Source organism: Streptomyces ureilyticus, assembly GCF_011045025.1.
GTDB lineage: Bacteria > Actinomycetota > Actinomycetes > Streptomycetales > Streptomycetaceae > Streptomyces > Streptomyces ureilyticus.
Genome location: NZ_JAAKZX010000227.1, coordinates 1 through 14,529, shown reverse-complemented (window position 1 = coordinate 14,529; position 14,529 = coordinate 1). Strand labels below are relative to the sequence as shown.

The following is a 14,529-nucleotide window of genomic DNA, read 5'->3' as shown; positions in this document are numbered from 1 at the left end:
CTGGGTGGACGGCGGCTATTGCGGTATGGGGCCGCAGTGCCAGTGTCGAACGGCGGGCTGTCAGTCCTCTTGGTCGAAAGCGGTGCGTGTGTCTCGAGATGAGGGTGGTTCAACTGCTCTCGACTCGCGTGTCGTTACTCCATCGGATGATCGACCCGATGTGGCCCGGGCATTCGTAATCCATATCACCTGTAATGCAGCCATGTGGATGAAATCCCGGGCTCTAGTCCCATTTCGAGTTGTGTGGCCGTCCGTGTCGAGGCAACATCGATTGTGTTCTTCCGACGGGGAAGAAACAGAACGGAGATACCAAATGCGCAAGACCATGAAGCGCGGTGCTGCTTCGACCCTCGTGGCGGTGGCCCTCCTTGCTGGTTCCGCTGCGGCTGCCAGCGCCTCCGAAGGCGGCTACTCCAAGGGCGGCTACAAGGGCGGCGACGAGCCCTCCATCACCATCGTCAACAGCAACGAGAGCGCCAATACCAACACCAACAGCAACGAGAACGCCGCCACGGCCGCGGCCTCGATTGATGTCTCGCTGCTGGGCTGATCCCTCTGGAGCCGGGGTGTGATCGCTCGATTTCAGTTCGGCGGTCAGAGGCATCCCTTCTCGATTCCCTTGGGGGGTCGTGGCCCGACCTGAAAGCGTCTTTCCCTGACGGGCGGATGGGATGGCATTCTCATCCCGCCGAGGGAGAGGCGCTTTCTCTTTCCTTGAGTTGATCAACTGAAAAGGCGTCATGCCGCAGGTGATCGCACAAAGTAGCGCACATCGGAGGGGGCATGAGTGACACGATCATCCTGCCGCGTTGCCCGGAAACAGGTAAGGCGTCGTTCCGTACCGAAGACCAGGCCCGTGCCTGGCTCGTCAGGCAGCCGCTGATCGAGAAGATCCCAGACCGGATCTATCAGTGTCCCGGGTGCCGGTACTGGCACTTCACTGGGTCGCATCATCTGACCAGTCAGAAGATCCAGTCGAGGCGAAACTATGGCAGGCGTGAAGTTGCCCCCCGGCGTAGTCGCAGGAAGAGGGGGAGGGGCTGACAAGAGAGTCAGGGCTTTCGTCCCCTCCGTGCCGCTGTCGGGAGACCAGCCGAACGGCTGAGGCACAAGCCGGGCTTGGACCTGTTGCTTCGGTTTCCACGCTGGCTTCTCCCACTTATTCGAGCAGGAAGACGACCAGATTGCGACAGAACCTGAGCAGGGGAATGGCCGTGGCGGCCGCCGCGACGAGCATTCTGTCCCTGTACGGCAGCCAGGCGTTCGCGCACTCGCGTTCCGAGGAAGGCTCCGGGGCGTCGTCCGGTGCCCTGTCGGGTGGCGACGTTGAGGTTTCGGCGGGCGTTGACCCGGACGTCGACGGCAATTCCGTCGGTGTGAGTGCCGAGGTCGACACGTTCGTCGAGTACGGCGACCACGCCTATGGCAGTGGGTTCGATTACGACGTCAGTTACAGCCTTCGCGGCGATGGCAGCGGCTACGGCGACGACGACGTCGGCTACGGAGACGACGGAAGCGGCGGTGGCGGCGACTCGTACACGCCGCCCACGGAGCCGTCGACGTCACCGCCCACCACCATTCCGCCGGCGAGGACGTCGCCCATGTCGCCGCGAACGGCCCCCCTGGCCAGTGAGCCCCCGACGGTCGGCGAGCCTCCGGCCGCCGAGTCCCCGGCGCAGCCGCCCTCGCTCGCTGAGACCGGTGGTGGGGAGCAGGTGCTCCTTGCCTCGGGTGCCGTCGCGCTGCTGGTGAGTGGCGCCATTCTGTACCGGCGTGGTCGGGCTGCTTCGCTGCGGTAACGAGGATCCACGCGGGAGCGGTTCCCTCGGGGGCCGGACGGAGACTCGTCCGGCCCCCGGACTCGTTTCTGGCCAGAGCTCACCCGGGCGGGTGGCCGGGGGTGGCCAGGCAGGCGGATTCGCTCGCGGTATCGCACTACATATGACTGGATGTCAGGAATGATCCGGAAAAGTAGATGGCGGTGCAGTCGTTACACCGCCGTTGATCATCCGAGACGGGAGCAGCCATGGCCGTACGGTATCGGCGCCTCAGACGATGGCCCGTATGTGCGGTGGTCGGCGTTGTTGCGGGAGCTGCCCTGTTGGCGGGGCCTGGACACCGTGGGGGCAGCGGGGTGGATGAGGACGCCAAGACGCGGGGACCGGTAGCGGCGCCGGGGCCAGTGGAAACCCGGGCGCCGAGGGGCACCGGTGCAACCCCCGCCCCCTTTCCCGCCTTCGGCGCCTACCTCGACTACAGCTGGCGTGGTGTGGTCCGGACGGACTGGTTCAGTCGGTGGCTGGGTGGGGCTGACCTGCGGGTGGGGCGTACGTATCTGCCCGGGGACCTCTGGAGCAACATCGAGGGCGCCCCCGGCTTTCTCGATGACTGGGCGGACTGGCGGCGGGGGAGGGACGAGCGGATCTTTGTCCTCAATGTGCCGATGATGGAGCGCAACGAGGAGGGGGTTTCCGACGCCGAGGTGCGTCACCTGCTGCGTCGGGGCGCGGCCGGGGAGTTCGATGCGCATTACCGGCGGCTGGCCGAGCGGCTGGTCCGGTTGAAAGTGCCGGACACCATCCTTGTGCTGGGGTGGGAGATGAACGGCATCACGTACACCCATCGGTGCGGGCCGGATCCGGAAGCCTGGAAGGCGTACTGGAACCGGATCGTCGCCGCCATGCGATCGGTGCCCGGCCAGGCGTTCCGGTTCGACTTCGCGCCCAGTCGCGGGCGCGATGCCGTTCCCTGGACCAAGTGCTATCCGGGGGACGACACGGTCGACATCATCGGAATGGACAGTTACGACCAGCCGCGGGGGATGTCGTTCGACGAGCAGGTCACGGAGCCGTACGGGCTGCAGGATCATGTGGACTTCGCCAAGGAGCATGGGAAGCCCATCTCGTATCCGGAGTGGGGGCTGTTCCGCAACGGTGACAACGCGGAGTACATGCGGCACATGCTCGCCTGGATGGACGAGCACAAGCCGGTGTACAACACGCTCACCGACTACTGCCCGCACGGCGTGTGGCAGTGCGGGCAGAATCCACGGGCGGCGCAGGTGTACCGGGACGTGCTTTACGGACGTACAGAGCCCGTGCCGCCGATGCCGTTGCCAACGCCTGTGCCTGAGCCCACTCCGGAGCCCCAGCCGACGCCGGATTGCTCATCACTGGACCTGGGCGACTGGGTCGAGTACTGGATCGGCGGGGAGCCCTGCATCCCTGACGACTTGTGGCCTGACGACTTGTGGCCGGATGACTGGTGGCCGGACAGCTGGTGGCCGGACGACTGGCGGCCGGACAGCTGGTGGCCGGACGACTGGTGGCCGTTCAATTGGTGACCGCTCCCTTCCTCCTGCGTACGAGTTCCCTGGCCCGGTTGCGCGCGGAGGCCTCGCAGGCGACCGCCGACAGGAGCGGGGCGGTGCGCCGCCGGGCCAGCAGCAGTCGCTGGTTGACCACGGTGTCCGGGCGCCAGCGGAACTTGTACGGCTCGGCTCCGCGCAGCAGGCTCAGTACCTGGCGGCCGTCGCGGGACACGTGATCGGCGCTGGCGTGAAGCAGCATGGTGGCGATGTCTGCCTTCCACTCCCGTAGCCGCGGGTGGGCGCCGTACAGGTAGTTGCCCGCCAGTCGCGGTGTCAGCAGGGTCACGTCGACGGCGAGTACGTCGGTGCCGGCCCGGAACTCGGTCACCACGGCGTCCCCGGATCGGACCAGTGGGCCGAGCGAGCGGGCCAGGTGCTCGTGGAAGCGGGGTCTGAGGTGTTCGGCGGTCACTTTGCGGTTCTGCCATTGGAGGCGGTGCAGGTCCAGCATGGTGCGCAGGGCCGAGTCCACCTCGTCGGGGCGGACGAAGCGGTGTTCTACGCCGAGTTCGCCGAGCTTGCGGATCTTGGTCTGGATGCGTCGGGCCCGGCCGGACGGCATCCGGGTGAGCAGCTCGTCCATCGGGTGGGCGGGCAGCTCCAGGCACACCGAGTCGGCCATCTGTCGCCGAGGGCCGGGCCAGCGTGCGTACACCTGCCCCGCGGCGCCGCCCGGCCGGACCTCGCGGATGTCGATCAGTGCGGTGCGGGCGGCCGTCCAGAGTGTTCGGGTGAGTGCGTCCGCGGCGCGGTCGGCGTGTTCGTCGTCGAGCAGTACGTCTCCGTAGTCGGAGATCGCTCCGCCGAGCGGGACCAGTCGGGGGAGCGGGCCGCCGGTGCGCATCAGCGGTGCGGCGGCCCGTAGTTCGCCGTCGCCGTCGCGTACCAGTACCAGCCGTAGTCGGCCTCGGCCCGGGGTGCCGTACGACGTCCACCACGAGTGCAGCCAGGCGTGGCTCTGGAAGGGGGTCGCCGTGCCGCACCTGCGGTACAGCCGCTCCCAGGCTTGGCCCAGTGCGGTGAACTCTTGCTCGTCGGTGCACAGTTCGGCTCGCAGGGTGCCCTCGCCGGCCTGCGCCGTCACCCTGCTCACAGCTGGCCGTGTGAGTCGGCGGCGGTGGACGGACCGGGTACGACGGCCGAGCGCGCGTCGTCGGGCGTGTGCCGTGGGCGGGCCAGTAGTGCGAGGCCGCCCAGCAGGCCGCCGGCGCTCGCCCCCACCAGGCCGGTCAGTGCCGGGGACGCCGAGGACGGCTCGGTGGGCTTGATGGCCCGGGAGAACTGCCGGAGTTCGACGTGCGTGGCGTTCTTGGTGTGAGTGGCGTGCCGGGTCATCGCGCCGGTGACCGCGTTGGCCATGTCGGCGGCGAGGTCGGGGCGTGCGGAGGTGGCCGTCACGGCGACCATCGGCGCGTCCGGCGAGGTCGCCGACCGTACGCTCTCGCGCAGCGTCCGCACCGGCACGCCCGCCCACACCTGGGCGTCGCCGAGTACCGCGAGTTGGGTGGCGACCCGGCCGTACGCCTGGGCGAAGCCGAGCGCCGCCTGAGGGTCCGATTTCGTGGTCGGTACGGCGACGACGTAGGCCGAGGCCGAGTAGGCGGGCGGCGTGAGGGCGCCGTACGTGCCGCCGGCCAGGGCGCCGGTGAGGGTGCCTGCCGCGAGCAGGGACCAGGGCGGAAGGGCTCGCAGGCGCCTCAGGGTCCCTCGCAGTCGGCGAGGCGGGGTGGTCGGGGATTCGGTCTTGACGGTCATCAGGGGATCACTCCCAGGGGTGACGGGGACGAGACGGCAGCCGTGTACACGTCCATGAGTTGTGCGGCGGTGCGTGTGATGCAGTAGTGGCGGGCGGCGGCGGGAGCCCGGCGGTCCATCGGGCGCGAGCGGCCGTCCCCGGTCCGGGCTCGGGTCGCGGCCAGGGCACGGGCGAACGCGTCCGCGCCGCCGCGCACCCGGCGGGCCCCGGCGGCGAGGCGCGGCGGGAAGTCCTCGACAGCCGGGCAGCAGGCGTACAGGACCGGCAGCCCCGCTGCCAGGCCCTCCACGACGGCCAGGCCGAAGGTCTCCTCCATGCTCGGCGAGGCGAGTACGTCCATCGCCGAGGTCAGCGAGGGCAGATCCAGGGCGCGGATGCCGTCGGGCTCGTACGGCTGCTCGCCCGTGAACAGCACCCGTCCGGTCACCCCGGCCCGTTGGGCGGCACGCCGCAGCACACTCTCCTCGGGGCCGCTGCCGACCAGCAACAGCATGTAGTCGAGGGGGAGTTGAGCGAGGGCGTCGATCAGGACGACGAACCGCTTGCCCGCGGTCAGTCGGCCGATGCCGCCGACGACGTACACGTCCTTCGGCAGCCCGAGTCGGCGGCGGGTGCGTTCGCGGCGGTCCGGGTCGAAGCGGAAGCGGGCCACGTCGATGCCGTTGGGCACGACCTCGATGCGCGGCTCGGGCACGCCCCAGCCGCGGAGCCGGTCGGCCACTGTGGGGGAGACCGCGATCGTGGCCCGGCCCAGCCGCTCGCTGGCCAGGTAGAGCGCGCGCATTCCGGCGCTCAGGGCGCGGCCCTCCAACTGCGTGCCGCCGAGGGAGTGTTCGGTGGCCACCACGGCCCGTACGCCCGCCAGACGGGCGGCGATCCTGCCGTACACGCAGGCCCGGTAGAGGTGGGTGTGTACGAGGTCGTAGCCGCCGTAGCGGATCAGGCGGGCCAGTCGGGGCAGGGCGGACAGGTCCCGGTTGCCGGACATGCCGAGGTGGACGACCCGGACGCCGTCCGCCGTCAGGCCTTCGGCGACCTGGCCGGGGTTGGTGAGGGTCACGACGTCGCAGTCGACGGGCAAGTGGCGCAGGAGCAGGCGGAGTTGTTGTTCCGCGCCGCCTGCTCCCAGGCCGGTGATGATGTGCAGGGCCTTCAAGCCGGGCATCGCGGGGGCTCACACTCCGTCGACGGGGTGGCGGTACAGCCGGCGCTTGAGGTGCAGCCGCCAGGCTGTGTCGCGCTCGCCGACGTGGACGCGGGGGAGGGCGTAGAGGCTGTTCAGGTCGCCGGGGCCGGTGGCGCAGGCATAGCTGTAGCCCGCCTCGCGTACGGCGTCGACGGCGCGGCGGTCGACTCGGCCATACGGGTAGCAGAAGCCGTGGATGTGAGCGCCGGTCACTTCGGAGAGCAGTGCTCTGCTGTCGTTCACCTCGGCGCGGAGCAATGCGTCGTCGGCCCGGGTCAGGTCCACGTGCGTGAGGCCGTGCGAGCCGATCTCGATGCCCTCGGCGGCTGCCTGCCGGATGCCGTCCGCCGACAGCAGCGGCTTGCGCGGGCCGTGCGGGTCCCAGGCGTTGTCGCCGCCCAGCCTGCCCGGCAGTACGAACAGGGTGGCGCCGAAGGCGTGGCGGTGCAGCAGCGGCAGGGCGTGCGTGACGAAGTCGGCGTACCCGTCGTCGAAGGTCAGCCCCACCAGGTTCTGGGCCTCCCCCCTGGCGCGCGCGGCGAGCAGCTCACGCACACCGACGCCACGCAGGCCCCGGCGGCTCAGCCAGCCGAGCTGCTGGTCGAGGCGGCGGGGCGAGACGGTGACGCGGTACGGGTCGTGGGAGCAGTCGTCCACGGAGTGGTACATCGCCACCCACGGGGGCGGGCCGGGTCTGCGTCGGGACCGGCTGGGTCGGGGCCTATCGGGTCGGGGCATGTCGGATCGAGGCATCTCGGGTCGGGGAATGTCGGATCGTGCGGCAGTGGGTTGAGGGGCGGCAGCCGGATCGTGGTCAGCGGAAACGGGCATGGGGAAGCCTCCGGGTGAGGGTGCGGATGGTGGGGGTGAAGCCCTGCCCGCCCGGCATCCCGGCGAGCACGAGGAAGACGACGGTGACGGCCGTGCCGCCGGCCGTGAGTCCGAGGGTGGACGAGCCGACGAGGCTCGCGCCGAACCAGCCCACCCCGCAGGCGACCACCGCGGCGCGCAACGGCCGGCCCATCGCGGCCAGCACCCGCCGGGTGCGGATCGGTACGCCGCGCGTTCCCATGCCGTACAGCAGGATCAGGGCGGTGAGGCTGATGCCGGCCGCGTTGGCCGCGGCGATGCCGAGTACGCCCCATGAGCCGACCGCCCATGCGCCGGCACCGGCCGTGGCGGCGATACCGGCGGTCATGGCGGCTACCGGGTACCAGGTGGCCCGCCCTGCCGAGAAGTACGAGCGGACGAGCGCGCCCACCAGCGCCTGGCCGAGCAGCCCCAGGGCGTACACGCGCATGACGGCGGCGGTGGCCGCGGTGTCCTGCGCGGTGAACGCGCCCCGCTGGAATAGGAGTTGGATGAGCTGCGGGGCGCAGGCGACGACCGCGGCGGTGCCGAGCAGCACGACGTACGACACCGCCCTCAGGTCGCGCTCGACGCGGTCGCGGGCCCGCTCGGTGTCGCCCTCGGCCAGAGCCTGCGAGACGACGGGGAAGGTGACCGTGCACAGCATCAGGGCGAGCACCATCGGCAACTGGGCAACCTTCTGGGCGTAGTTGAGGTGCGAGATGGTGCCGGCGGGGAGCGGGGCGGCCAGGAAGCGCTCGATGAGGACCTGGGACTGGCGGCACAGGGCGAAGAGCAGGACGGTGCCGAAGAGGGCGAGGTTCACGGCGCGCCGGTCTGCCGCCGGATCCTTGAGGTCCGCCGGGTCCTCGGGGGCCGCGGGGCCCGTCGCGTTCGGTGCGTCCGTCGGGGTTGCCCCGAGGTCCGCCGGTCGGCGGACCAACTTCCTTAGGAAGGAGGGCAGTTGGGTGAGGATCATCAGCAATCCGCCCACCGCCACGCCGATCGCCGCCGCGCGCACGCCCCAGCGGCCGCCGAGGACGAACATCGCCGTGATGACGGCGGTGTTGTAGGCGACGTAGATGGCCGCGGGTGCGACGAACCGGCGGTGCGCGCGCAGGGCCGCGCTGCAGTAGCCGGCGAGGCCGAAGGTCAGGACGCAGGTGCCGGTCAGCCGGGTGCAGTCCACCGCGAGCCGGGGGTCCGGGAGTCCTGGCGCCAGCACCTCGACCAGGTACGGCGCCCCCCAGATGATCAGCGCCGACGTCACGGTGAACGCCAGCGTCAGGCGGGGCAGCGTGCCGCGGACCAGGGCGCGCACCGGGTCGCCGGCGTCGCCCGTGCCGCCGTGGGCGCGGCGGGCCACGGCCGCGCTGAACGCCGGTACGAGCGCGAAGGCCAGCCCGTCCTCGATCAGCAGCGTCGCCGCGAACTCCGGCACGGTCCAGGCGACCAGGAAGGCGTCCGTCTCGCTCCCGGCCCCGAAGAGATGCGCCAGCGCCTGGTCCCGGCCGAGTCCCAGCAGGGCACCGGCCAGGGAGAGGACGACGGTGACGAACGCGGCTCTGGCGAGGAAACCGTGCGGGACGAACGTGGTTCTGCCGCCGGGGTCTTCCGGGGCGTCCGTGCCGGAGCCCGCCGCGGTGACCGTGGCGTTCCCGGCCTGCGCAGGGGGGACGGTCATCGTGGAGCAGCCTCCTCGGAGATCCGTCCGGAGTCCCCCAGGGCCCACCACGCCGTCAGCCCCAGGCAGACGCCGGTGATGACGGCCACAGGCCCGCCGATGTCGGAGTACGCGAAGTTGATCAGCTGCCAGATCAGCAGCCCACAGGCGATGAGCCCGCAGTCGAGGGACGATTCCGCCGCCGGTACGTCGCCGGCATCTCGCGCTCTGCGGGCGCGGACCAGTCTCCGCAGCCCCAGCACCAGCAGCGCCAGCCAGCTCCCCGCCAGCGTCAGCAGCCCGGTCAGTCCCTGTTCGCTGAGCACCAGCAGGTACAGGTTGTGCGGCGACAGCAGCGGCTGCTTCCGGTACTCCGTGCCCGCGCCCTCGATGTCGCTGCCCGACGACAGCGCCAGTGAGGCGTGGCCGTCGCGGTGCTCGGGGAAGCCCTTGAGGCCGACGCCCGTGAGCGGCTGCTCACGCCACATGTCGGCCGCCGCCGCCCACATCGTGTACCGGTCGGTGACGGACTGGTCCGGTGCGTCGCCGACCTGGCCGATGCTGCTGACCCGCTCCTGCAACAGCGTGGAGCCGACACCGAACCCGCCGACGAGGAGCACGGCGAGAGCGGCCACGACCGCACCCGCCGCCACCGCCCGCCGCCGGCCCGCGAGCAGCAGCTGCGCCCCGCAGGCGACGGCCGTCGCGATCCACGCACCCCGGCTGAAGGACACGGCCAGCGGCACGACGAGCAGCAACGCGCACACCACGGCCCACACGCGCTGTCGTACGGACCCTGGTGCGAGCGCCAGGCCCACCGCGCACACCAGCCCGAAGGCCACCACGGTGGCCATCCCCATGATGTCCCCCGGCCCGAAGGTGCCGACCGCCCGGATCTCCTGGCCCATGTACGAGGCGCCGGTCCCGGTCGCGTACTGGTGCACCCCCACGGCCCCCTGCCACACCGCGAGTGCCACCACCGACCAGGCCAGCAGCCGGACGTCGCGCCGGTCGCGGACGAGCAGCAGGACGGCGGCCGGGACGAGCACGAAGATCTGCAGCCAGCGTGCGAAGCCGGTGAGTCCCGCGCCCGACGTCGTGGCCCCCGCCGCTGCCACCGCGAACCCGGCCACGGGCAGGCCCAGGACCACGGCGGCGGTGCGGGACAGGGGGCGCCGCCGCTGCCGCAGCAGACGGATCGCGCAGCACAGGACGACGACACCGGAGGCGGCGTCGGCGGGGCTGGCGCCGCCCTCGACGCCCGGTGCGAAGGGCAGCGCGAGCACGACGATCACCGCGACCACCGGCAGGACGGGCGTCAGGCGGCGCGCGGCGGGCAGGGCGTACGCGTGGCTCACCGGCGGGTCAGCTCCCCGTCGGGCGGACCAGCGCGACGGCCGTGCGCAGCAGGATGCAGATGTCCTGCCACAGCGACCAGTCGTCGATGTACGCGTTGTCGAAGCGGGCGCGGTCCTCGATGGAGGTGTCGCCGCGCAGCCCCTGGATCTGGGCGAGCCCGGTGATGCCGGTGCGCATGCGGTGGCGGGCGGCGTAACCGGGGTGGGTCCGGCTGAAGTGGGCGACGAAGTACGGGCGTTCGGGGCGCGGCCCGACCAGACTCATGTCGCCTCGGAAGACGTTCCACAGCTGGGGCAGCTCGTCGAGCGAGGTACGGCGCAGGAAGCGGCAGAACCGGCTCATGTCCTGCTCGCCCGCCACGCTCCAGCGGGTGGCGGCCTCGTGCTCGTCGGCCGGGCGATGGGTGCGGAACTTCAACAGCGTGAAGGGGGTTCCGTCCTGGCCGATGCGCTCCTGACGGAAGACGACTCCCGGCCCCTCGCCGGCCCGCAGTACCGCCGCGCAGACCAGCAGTACGGGGCCGGCGAGCAGAAGCAGCATCCCGGAGACCAGTACGTCGAGGGCGCGCTTGGCGGGTCGTGCGGGACGTCGGCCGGTGTCCAGGCGACGGCAGGAGAAGCCGGCGATCCGCTCGCGGGGGGCGTGGGGCCAGGCCCCGTGGAGGTTACTTCCTGGCGGGTCGTAGGGCGGGCGGCCGGTGCGTGCGGGTGCCGTGCCGCCGGGTCCGTCGTGTGGTGCGTGGTCCTCGCCCGTCGCGGTCTCCGGCGGGTCGCAGGCCGTGTGACCGGCTTCCTCGTACGCGGGGATCCCGGCCCGGTCGTACGACGGTGCCTCCGCGTCGACCTCCCACAGCACGCAGCCCGCCTCGGCCAACTCCCGTACCAGCGAGCTGTGTTCGCCGACAGGGCCGACGAGGAGCACGGCCCGTACGCCGTTCTGGACGACGGCCCGCTGCACCTCCTCGTCCGTGCTGAGCACCGGCAGCCCCGCATCGCCGGCCGGGTCGTCGGCGAGGACGCCCACCGGTCTGAGGCCGCAGCCCGGGCGGCGCAGGAGGGCGGCGGCCACGCACTGGGCGGTGGCGGCCGGGCCCACGACGAGGGCGGCGGCGGGATTGCGGACCAGCGTCCGGCGGCGGCGCCAGTGCACCACGCCGCGGCCTGCGCAGCTCGCCGCCGTCTGCAGGGCGACGCCGGTCAGCAGCGTACGGGCGGACGGGGCGTGGGCCGGGGAGAGCGCCGCGACCAGCGCCGCGAGGGCACACCAGCTCACCGTGATCCGGGCGCAGACGGCGGGGAGTTCGTCCAGTACGGCGGGCACGGCGGACGGGCGGTACAGCGCCGCCAGCGCGTTCAGCCAGAGGACGGCGAGCAGCAGTGGTGCGGTCAGCAGGGGGTGGGGGAGAGCCGGAGCGGCTGTGAGCGCGGCCGTCGCGTCCACGACGAGCAGGGGCAGCGCCGAGGCGCGCCGGGCCATGGCCCGCTGCCTCGAGGGGAGCCCGGAGCCGCCGGGGACCCTGTGGGGAGGAGGGACCGGGACAGGCAGGGATCCCTGCTCCGGTTGCTGGGCTGCGAGGGGAGAGACGGTGCGTTCGACGGTCACGAGGGGTTCGACTCCCTGCACTCGATGTGTTCTTGGGTCACCGTGCGCCCGGCGTCGAGGAGTTCGCGGTAGAGGGCCGCGACCGCCTCGGCGGAGTGCCGCACGTCGTGCGCGGTCAGTACGTGGCGGCGCCCTTGGTGGCCGAGCGCCTCGCGCAGCAGCGGATCGAGCAACGCACGTGCGAGCGCGTCGGCCAGCGGGCCCGGCCGGCCGGGGGGTACCAGGCAGTGCGCCCGGTGACCGGGCGGCAGGCTCTCGCGCGCCCCGGCCACATCCGTGACCACCACGGGCCGACCGCACGCCATCGCCTCCAGCGGTGCCAGCGCCATGCCCTCCCAGCGCGAGGGCAGCACCACCAGGTCGGCGGTCTGGTACCAGGGCACGGCATCGGCGACGGCACCGGCGAACAGCACGCCTTCGGGCGCGTGTTCTCGCAGTTGTTCCTCGTCCGGTCCGTCCCCGACGAGGGCCAGCCGGGCCGCGGGGACCTGCCGCAGGACTGAGGGCCACGCCTGGAGCAGCACGTCCTGCCCTTTCTGTCTGCACAGCCGTCCTACGCAGACGACCAGGGGGGCGGACGGATCGAGGGTGGTGAGCGGAGTGGAGGCGGCCTGTACGGCAGGGTCGGCTTGTACGGCGTTGTCGGCGGCGGGGTGGAAACGCCGCGGGTCGACACCGTTGGGGATCACTTGCCAGTGGGCGCGCACCCCGGCACGTACACCTCGTGCGCGTTCTGCCTCGCTGACGCACACCACACGGGCGGCCCACCGTGCCGCCCACCGCTCCCACGCCAGGGCAGCCGCCGCCGTGAGCCCGCCGACCGCCTCGAACGACCAGGCGTGCGGCTGGAACACCGTCGGGATCCGCCCCCTGACCGCCAGCCGGGCGGCGAGCCCGGCCTTGGCGCTGTGTGCGTGCAGCACTTCGGGCCGGACCTCGTCGATGACGCGCGCCAGCCGGCGTACCTCACCGGGAAGCGACCATCCCGGCGCACGGGTGGCGGGCCAGCGCCGTACGTCCGCGCCGAGTTCCCGCAACGTCTGGGCGAGGCCGCTGTCGGGGCACGCGACCGTGACGTCGGAACCGGCCGCACGCTGCGCCCGTACCAGCTCGGTGACGACGTTGGCGACGCCACCGTCCACCGGCTGGGTGATGTGCAGGATGCGTGGCGAAGTCCCCCGCCGCGTCGCGCCGCGCAACGATCCGGCGGACCGGCTGACCATCACCGTGCGAGTCGACCCGAGGGGCGGCCGCTCCGCCCTGACGGGTCGTGGAACGGGCGGACCCCCGTGCGAGTCGCAGTGGAAAGACCCCGGGCATGACGCATGACCGGCGTTGCCCTTTCGCGAGGAACGTCAAATTCGGCTGACGGTGCGTCACTCTACTCCGGAATTCCTCGTATATCGGTCAAGAGTGACGAAACGCTTAAATCACCCGTCTCGTGTCGGCGGCCGTACGGCCGGTGTCGCCGGGAGTGCTGCGCCGAACGGGGTGGGGCGTTCGGAGAGGGTGACAGGTTGCTCACCAGCGACGATGCCTGGTTGCAAGGGGGTGGGGGGTCACGCTGCACGCCCGCTCGGTTGCAGGGTGCGGCAGCCGGTTTAAGGGTGGCCACAAGACCCCACGCACCCTTCCGAAAGGAACCGGCATGCGTGCTCCTTCGGCACGGCGCATCGCGACCTCCGCATTCTGCGCCACGTTTCTGATCGGTGTCGCAGCTCCTACCGCCTGGCGGCCGACGAGGCGCGGGAACTCACTCGCGAGTCGCAGTCGGCTCCCGCCAACTGGTCACCGCCGCCACGGCCGCCGTCACGTCCCCTTCATCACCGGCCTCGTCGTCGCGCTCAAGGCCGTGACGGATAAGGTCACGGCCCTCATCCTCGCCGTCGTGGGCGACGTGGGCGGCCTCATCCCCGCTCTGACCCTGGAACGGCCTTCCTGAGAACGGGAGTTGTGCCTGAGGCGAAGCAGGCACAGCTCGACCCGGGCGCCGTACCGACTCCGTGGCCCTGTCGCGGATCGATACGGCGCCCGTTGCTGCGGTCGCGCTCATGTGCCCCGCCTTTACAGTCGCGTTCATAGGAGGATGAGAAACGCGGATAAGACGCGCCCTTCATTCGGGTGACCTTTTCTTCGTCGGGCCGGAAATTTCGGTGTTCGGGGTTTCCGTGGCGTCCGGAGCTCGTTGGATTCGGTGAAGCAACTCCCGCTGGCGACTTACGGGTTGCCGAAGAAAGGATCACGATGAAGTCTCTGAAGGCTGCCGCCATCGTTGCCGGGTCCCTTGTCGTGGCCGGTTTCGCCACTCCCGCTGTCGCCGCGGGGGGCGTGTCCGCCGACCTCGACCGAAAGGTGGGCAAGCTGGCTCAGGATCTCAAGGCGCCGGGGCTGGACGGTCAGAAGATGCTCGACACGGAGAAGGGCCTGGTGCCCAAGGCCGTCGAGAAGACGACGGACGTCGTGGAGGGTGACGGCCGGCTGGTGCGCTGATAACCCGTGCAGAACCGAGAGCAGAGCTGAGCGGTTCGGGCGTTCCTTCGTCTCCGGCCTTCCTCGGATTTCGGCTCGGGCTCCTTTTCGGATCTGCATATCGGGTGCTTGTGACGGCCCCCGGGCTCGGCGGACCGACCTTGTTGCGCGTGGAGATCCCTTGTCAGCTGACCGAGCCCTGCGTGTAGTCCTGGCCGAGGACAGCGTGCTGCTCAGGGACGGGCTCATCGGTCTGCTCACCCGCTACGGGCACG

General features: G+C 71.2%; 13 protein-coding genes and 1 pseudogene. 6 read left to right on the top strand and 8 right to left on the bottom strand.

The features are described from left to right. Nucleotides 1-313: 313 nt before the first annotated feature. The 3 genes from G6048_RS40570 (at nt 314) to G6048_RS40560 (ending at nt 3,343) form a co-directional block, all read left to right on the top strand. A complete protein-coding gene (locus tag G6048_RS40570; protein WP_165344614.1) occupies nt 314-550 on the top strand; it encodes a hypothetical protein in 237 nt (78 codons plus the stop codon). A 634-nt stretch (nt 551-1,184) separates the two neighbouring features. After that, nucleotides 1,185-1,799 carry a hypothetical protein gene (locus G6048_RS40565; protein ID WP_165344613.1) on the top strand — a complete coding sequence of 205 codons (615 nt, stop codon included), beginning with the start codon at nt 1,185-1,187 and terminating at the stop codon, nt 1,797-1,799. A gap of 227 nt (nt 1,800-2,026) precedes the next feature. Continuing rightward, complete coding sequence (locus G6048_RS40560) at nt 2,027-3,343, top strand: glycoside hydrolase family 26 protein (RefSeq protein ID WP_165344612.1); 1,317 nt, start codon at nt 2,027-2,029, stop codon at nt 3,341-3,343. On the opposite strand, the gene G6048_RS40555 is transcribed toward G6048_RS40560, so the two are convergent. The 8 genes from G6048_RS40555 to G6048_RS40520 form a co-directional block, all read right to left on the bottom strand. After that, nucleotides 3,333-4,463, bottom strand: coding sequence for a GNAT family N-acetyltransferase (locus G6048_RS40555; protein WP_328828411.1), 1,131 nt, complete (start codon nt 4,461-4,463; stop codon nt 3,333-3,335). The genes G6048_RS40560 and G6048_RS40555 overlap by 11 nt on opposite strands. Next, the gene (locus G6048_RS40550) at nt 4,460-5,125 is read right to left on the bottom strand and encodes a YveK family protein (protein WP_165344611.1); all 666 of its coding nucleotides are present in this window, start codon (nt 5,123-5,125) and stop codon (nt 4,460-4,462) included. The genes G6048_RS40555 and G6048_RS40550 overlap by 4 nt, the downstream gene beginning before the upstream one ends. Continuing rightward, entirely contained in the window at nt 5,125-6,282 is a 1,158-nt protein-coding gene (locus G6048_RS40545) for a glycosyltransferase (protein ID WP_165344616.1), read from the bottom strand. The genes G6048_RS40550 and G6048_RS40545 overlap by 1 nt, the downstream gene beginning before the upstream one ends. 18 nt (nt 6,283-6,300) lie before the next feature. Then, a complete protein-coding gene (locus G6048_RS40540) occupies nt 6,301-6,981 on the bottom strand; it encodes a polysaccharide deacetylase family protein (protein WP_235990952.1) in 681 nt (226 codons plus the stop codon). 145 nt (nt 6,982-7,126) lie between these two features. Next, the gene (gene murJ / locus G6048_RS40535) at nt 7,127-8,845 is read right to left on the bottom strand and encodes a murein biosynthesis integral membrane protein MurJ (RefSeq protein ID WP_165344609.1); all 1,719 of its coding nucleotides are present in this window, start codon (nt 8,843-8,845) and stop codon (nt 7,127-7,129) included. Beyond that, nucleotides 8,842-10,182 carry an O-antigen ligase family protein gene (locus tag G6048_RS40530; protein ID WP_165344608.1) on the bottom strand — a complete coding sequence of 447 codons (1,341 nt, stop codon included), beginning with the start codon at nt 10,180-10,182 and terminating at the stop codon, nt 8,842-8,844. The genes murJ and G6048_RS40530 overlap by 4 nt, the downstream gene beginning before the upstream one ends. 7 nt (nt 10,183-10,189) lie before the next feature. Then, on the bottom strand, nt 10,190-11,785 hold the full coding sequence (locus G6048_RS40525) for a sugar transferase (protein WP_165344607.1): 1,596 nt from the start codon (nt 11,783-11,785) through the stop codon (nt 10,190-10,192). Then, a complete protein-coding gene (locus tag G6048_RS40520; protein WP_165344615.1) occupies nt 11,782-13,008 on the bottom strand; it encodes a glycosyltransferase in 1,227 nt (408 codons plus the stop codon). Before G6048_RS40520 ends, G6048_RS40525 begins: the two co-directional genes overlap by 4 nt. Before the next feature lie 425 nt (nt 13,009-13,433). On the opposite strand from G6048_RS40520, the gene G6048_RS40515 reads away from it, so the two are divergent. The 3 genes and pseudogenes from G6048_RS40515 to G6048_RS50430 form a co-directional block, all read left to right on the top strand. Next, nucleotides 13,434-13,727, top strand: coding sequence for a hypothetical protein (locus tag G6048_RS40515; RefSeq protein ID WP_165344606.1), 294 nt, complete (start codon nt 13,434-13,436; stop codon nt 13,725-13,727). A gap of 302 nt (nt 13,728-14,029) precedes the next feature. Then, on the top strand, nt 14,030-14,275 hold the full coding sequence (locus G6048_RS40510) for a hypothetical protein (protein ID WP_165344605.1): 246 nt from the start codon (nt 14,030-14,032) through the stop codon (nt 14,273-14,275). Nucleotides 14,276-14,435: 160 nt separating this feature from the next. Next, nucleotides 14,436-14,529: pseudogene (locus G6048_RS50430) on the top strand (DNA-binding response regulator); the annotation flags it as partial.

Excerpts from the sequence above, each read along its gene's own strand:
- G6048_RS40510 (WP_165344605.1), top strand. The coding sequence starts at position 14,030 with ATGAAGTCTCTGAAGGCTGCCGCCATCGTTGCCGGGTCCCTTGTCGTG.
- G6048_RS40570 (WP_165344614.1), top strand. The coding sequence starts at position 314 with ATGCGCAAGACCATGAAGCGCGGTGCTGCTTCGACCCTCGTGGCGGTG.
- murJ (WP_165344609.1), bottom strand. The coding sequence starts at position 8,845 with ATGACCGTCCCCCCTGCGCAGGCCGGGAACGCCACGGTCACCGCGGCG.
- G6048_RS40520 (WP_165344615.1), bottom strand. The coding sequence starts at position 13,008 with ATGGTCAGCCGGTCCGCCGGATCGTTGCGCGGCGCGACGCGGCGGGGG.
- G6048_RS40540 (WP_235990952.1), bottom strand. The coding sequence starts at position 6,981 with ATGTACCACTCCGTGGACGACTGCTCCCACGACCCGTACCGCGTCACC.
- G6048_RS40560 (WP_165344612.1), top strand. The coding sequence starts at position 2,027 with ATGGCCGTACGGTATCGGCGCCTCAGACGATGGCCCGTATGTGCGGTG.
- G6048_RS40515 (WP_165344606.1), top strand. The coding sequence starts at position 13,434 with ATGCGTGCTCCTTCGGCACGGCGCATCGCGACCTCCGCATTCTGCGCC.
- G6048_RS40550 (WP_165344611.1), bottom strand. The coding sequence starts at position 5,125 with ATGACCGTCAAGACCGAATCCCCGACCACCCCGCCTCGCCGACTGCGA.